The 3899-nt window shown below is 39.5% G+C and carries 2 protein-coding genes; one reads left to right on the top strand and one right to left on the bottom strand.

Annotated features, from left to right (window positions below; genetic code table 11):
- Positions 1–339: 339 nt before the first annotated feature.
- On the bottom strand, positions 340–1104 hold the full coding sequence (locus I6F49_RS19945) for a YciK family oxidoreductase (RefSeq protein ID WP_197181725.1): 765 nt from the start codon (positions 1102–1104) through the stop codon (positions 340–342).
- A 206-nt stretch (positions 1105–1310) separates the two neighbouring features.
- Between I6F49_RS19945 and I6F49_RS19940 the strand changes: the two genes are divergently transcribed.
- Positions 1311–3740, top strand: coding sequence for a VolA/Pla-1 family phospholipase (locus I6F49_RS19940; protein WP_197118141.1), 2430 nt, complete (start codon positions 1311–1313; stop codon positions 3738–3740).
- Positions 3741–3899 lie beyond the last annotated feature (159 nt).

The following is a 3899-nucleotide window of genomic DNA, read 5'->3' as shown; positions in this document are numbered from 1 at the left end:
TTCCAAAGAAATTAAGGGCAATGCGAGAACGAGTGAAACGTTATATTCTTCCAGAAAAAAGAAAACGGCCCAAAAGTAGGACCGTTCGAATTTCAAAAACTCGGTACACCATTAAGTCAAAGCATGCTTAACTGAATGGTGTTAGCTAATTGCGGCTTTTTTAATGTGTGCTGTTTAAATTATTTAAACTTTAAATTATACCAATCCGCAATAATACTTAATCAATTTGAGGGGTTAAATCTGACGTTAACTACGTTAAAAACTTCTGATATAGAACAACTAAATAACGAAATTTTTGCCTTGTTATCGACACGATTTTCTTCCCTCAAAATAGATCACTTAATTAAGCGAATTGGTATTACTTTTTTCTTGAGCATCTAACGATTCGCCATTCACTTCACTAGAGTCATCGCTCATCAAGTATAAGTAGGTTGGCATTAAATCCTCTGGTGTAGCAAGCGTGTCTCTATCTTCGCCAGGATATGCAGCTGCACGCATTGAAGTGCGAGTAGCTCCTGGATTAATACAGTTTATACGAATATTCGTTTTACCTACTTCACATGCCCATGTTTGCATCATACCTTCTACTGCAAATTTTGAGATGGCGTATGGTCCCCAAAATTCACGGCCTTTACGGCCTACACCTGATGACGTAAATACTATCGATGCATTATCAGATTTACGAAGAACGGGAAAAAGTGCTTTAGTGATCATCGCTTGTGCAGTGACGTTTACTTTCATTATGTTTTCGAACGTTGACGAGCAAAAATGTTCAAGTGGACCAAGCGACCCTAAAATACCTGCATTATTAAGCAACCCATCAAGGCGGCCAAACTGATATTCGATTGTTGCAGCAAGGTCACGGTAGTTTTGCTTCGTTGCGCCTTTAAAATCCATAGGGACTATTGCAGGTTTAGGGTAGCCAGCATTAACAATTTCATCGTAAACACATTCAAGTTTATTAGTTGTTTTTCCTAATAAGATAACTGTAGCGCCGTATTTTGCATACGTAATTGCTGCAACTCGGCCAATACCATCACCGGCGCCTGTTATTAAAATAACTTTATCTTTAAGTGCGTTTTCAGCTGCTTGATATGTGTGCATAAAAGTACCAATTCATATAATTTTTTTGATTTTAACATAGCGAAACGTGAAGTAATCGAATTTATTGTAAAATTAGGTGGCGAAAATAGAAACTTTACGTTAAGTTTAACTGGTCTAATGTCTCATTAATAACCTGATTACATTGTTTTAACTTAATACACTGATTAAACACACTATAAAAATAAAATACGTGCGGAGCCAACAATATGAAAAAAATGCTACTTTCACTCTCGGTTACAGCTGCTTTAGCAGGTTGTGGCGGTGGAGAAACGTTAACAGATGTCAAGAACGACACAGCACCAGTTATCCCAACAGCAACAGTTACATTTGATCCAGCAGCAGGTATCTTATCGGTACCTAATGATTTATTAATGAGTGGAACTCAAGACGGTACACTTAATATTCCTGGTGAATTAGATGACAACAATGTGTCTATTTCGCGCGCAGCTTATGCAAACCCTCAACTTGCACTAGGTGCACTTGATGGTTGGTCTTCGCAGGTTCCTTATAAAATCGATTTAACATTCCCACCAAATGTGAGTTTAGATGAAGCGTCTGCTGGGACCCCTGGTACAGTAAGAATTTTTGAAGTTGTAATGGGTGCAAGTTTAACTGATGCAGAATGTTCAGTTGTAGCTGCCGGTACTGCTTGTAAATTGGTCGGTGAGCTTACTTTTGGTGTTGACTTTGTTACTCAAGCTTCAGGTGATGGCGTTGCAATTATTCCTTTAAAACCATTTACGGCAGGTAGCTCATACATCAATGTATTAACTACTGGTCTTAAAGATTCATTAGGGCGTTCTATTGAGCCTTCTTCTACTTATGGGCTGGTTAAACAAGAAGCGCCATTAATTACAGAAGCTCAACTTGGTTTGCAGGGTGCTGTTAACAGTTACGAAAATGTAGTTGTAAGTTCAGGAGATATCGCAAAAGAAGATATTATTTTTTCTAGTGCGATGACTATTCAATCAGCAGGCCCGGTACTCGGGACAATTAAAAAATTGCTAGCTGCAAGCTTGCAACAGCCTGCGTTACCAACTCCTGCGCTTCAAGTTCCTGAACAGCCTATGGTAAATGTACAACAAGTATTTGCTTCTCAGGGTGTAGAAGTCTCTGCTGCTTTCTCTGGTGTGCAATATCAAAAAGGTAGCATTATGTTACCGATGTATTTAGGTACGCCAACGGGTACTGATATTAGTGATTTAAGTGATACATATTGGCAAGGTATGTGTGATAACGCGGTGGCAATAATTGGTTATAAGGCCGTTGCAGGCGATGCATTTCCGACAGATCCTATTAGTGAAAATGATGGTTTATGTTCTGCATTAAGTGACGGACAATTACGTGACTTAGGACTAGACAGCACACGTCATTTAACAAAATACAACTCAATTCCAAAAGTACAAAGCATGGCAAATGTGCCAGTGCAAGTTACTAAACCTATTTTACCGATAATTAATGGTGTCCGTGCACAGTTACAATTAGATCCTATCGCTATGCCTGAAGGTGGATGGCCTGTTGTGATTATGCAGCACGGTATTACAACACAAAAAGAAAGTATGCTTGCTTTAACTGCGCAGCTTTCTATTCAAGGCTTTGCAACGGTTGCTATTGACCATCCAAGACATGGTGAGCGCGGGATAGATGTTGATGGTGATGGAACAGACGACTTTAATGCAACAACAGGTTCTGTGCTTAGTTACATGAACTTAAGTTCATTACTTGTTGCACGTGATAGCTTACGTCAATCGGCTGCTGATTTATTAGGCCTTCGTTTAGGCTTAAACTTTATTAACGATACAACTATTAATAGTAAAGACGTTACCTACATTGGGCATTCGCTAGGTTCTATTGTTGCTCCAGCATTTATTGCTCAAGCTAATACGCCAATGGCAGAAACGCTTGATCCGCTATTTAATGTAAACACAGTAGCTCTTGCAAGTGGTGGTGGCGGTATAGCAAGCTTCTTACTTGAATCTGCTGCGTTTGGTCCATTTATTCAAGGTTCAGTACTTTCACAAGCGGGTACAACAGAAGCTGATGAATTTACTGCATACTTACAAGGAGATGCAGTTTCTAACTGTGGCTCATTAATACCAGACATGGAAGCTTACTTGACGTGTGGTTACAACGAATATATTGCATCACTTACCACTGCGGGTGAAACGACTAAACTTACTAACATTCAAGGTGTATTTACACAGTTTGCTTTTGCGGCGCAAACAGCGCTAGATAGTGGTGATCCAACGAACTACGCAGCCACTGTGAAAGCATTAGGTACTCCTGTTTATACTAATGTTGTTGTGGGTGATGGTGTTGATAACAAGCCTGACCAAGTGATACCACCAATGGCAGCTAATAATCCTATTTCTGGCACAATTCCATTAGCTAACTTGATGGGTCTTGAGACAGTAAGTTCTTCGCAAGCATTGAGTGAAACACCAGCAAGCTACTTAGTTAAATTTACTAAAGGGCATCATGGTTCTATATTAACACCAGCTCAAGATGCTGCACAGGCTGCAACTGTTGAAGGCAGTGCTGCCGCTAATGCAGAAATGCAGTTGCAAGTAGCTACTTACTTAGCTGCTCGCGGACGGATGTTATTAGTTTCCAACCCTGAGGTTGTGACTGATTAATAACCAGTAAAATAATTAACCTTTAAAAGCCACTGAAAAGTTAACACCGATCAGTTAAGGTATTTTTGATCGGTTGACCGATCTTTTGGTTGCTTCACAATACCCTTATCATCTTTTGATTATGAGGGTATTTTTATGCTTAGTCATTGGTTACTTGAT

It is taken from the genome of Pseudoalteromonas sp. SWN166, assembly GCF_015864485.1.
In the GTDB taxonomy this organism is placed as follows: Bacteria; Pseudomonadota; Gammaproteobacteria; order Enterobacterales; family Alteromonadaceae; genus Pseudoalteromonas.
This window is presented reverse-complemented; position numbering and strand designations above follow the sequence as displayed.